General features: G+C 64.4%; 1 protein-coding gene. It reads right to left on the minus strand.

The genetic code is table 11. The features are described from left to right. Window positions 1-63: 63 nt before the first annotated feature. Window positions 64-999: a type IV toxin-antitoxin system AbiEi family antitoxin domain-containing protein gene (locus AC4LGL_RS21065; protein ID WP_491840478.1), complete on the minus strand. Its 936-nt coding sequence runs from the start codon at window positions 997-999 to the stop codon at window positions 64-66. Between the last annotated feature and the right edge of the window lie 139 nt (window positions 1,000-1,138).

Genomic DNA, 1,138 nt, shown 5'->3' on the forward strand with positions numbered 1-1,138 from the left:
GAATCATCAGCCGCACAGAAAATGCAACAGCCACATAGTGACTGCAATCCGCCGCAACGACGACTACGCGGCGCGGTCGACTCGAGTGAACTCGCACCCAGGCCCGCATGGGCGACTGGCCACCGCGATCCCGTGCCGCTGCAGGATCTGAGCGATCTTGCTCGCGGTCTGACACGGCCGGTCGAAGACCTGCCCATAGGAAAGCCTGACGGTCGAGCGGCCGTCGACTGCGGCATCCAGGTCCCGCTCGAAATCGGCATCGCGCAGCGTCGTCGAATCGTGAAACACCTTGCCGTCCAGCTCGACGACGATCCGTCCACCGTATTGCGCGTCGCGATAGCAGACGCCGAGCGATGACATCGACCGCTTCTGACGTGTGGCTCGCGGCAGACCGTGCGGCCTCTCGACCCGAACAAGATAACCGTGCTCAAGAACCGAGCAGGTGCCGTCGGCGATGTCGAGCAGCACCGCCTGCAACCAGCGGCGCCGTCGGAGCCGACCGCGAGAGTCGAGGGTTTGCAGCAGCCGCCGAGCAGTGGTGCGCCGAGATTGGCAGGCGTTGGCCAGAACGGCTATGGCATCGAGTTCGCGCGCAGAACGGCCGGCGACGTCGAGTGCGGCTTCCTCGTACCGCATCCGCGGCGGGCCGGCGTTCCACAGCACGCGATCGTCAACGTGGGCGACACGGTGAATGCGGACACCGACCGGCTCAGCCAATGTCGACCGTTGCCGCTCGACGGCGACATGGATGGGTGACGTCTGCACTCCCAACGCCGATTCGAAGCACAGAGCGGCCGGGGCCGCGTAAAGCACTGCAGCCCATGCCCGCTGTATCCACGTCAGCGGACCGGTGTGTGCGACATAAACGCCTGCGTGTACCCGCGCCCACTCATTGCGTCTGAGCAACCGTCGGATTTCGTGCTCAGCCAGGCCCGCATCCAACGCCTGCCGACGCGAGATCACCCCATCCTGTTGACGAAGAGCTTCACCGACATCCACGGAATCGATGCTCGTCGACCGGCGCGATGGTCACCAGAGCCATTCGGCAATCTGTGGATAACCACCTAGGCGGCGGATCACTGCTCAATAGTGGCTGTTGCAGAATCGCCTGCCCGGGTGCGTGACTAGGCGGTCTGTT

The organism is Mycolicibacterium arcueilense, from assembly GCF_058536225.1.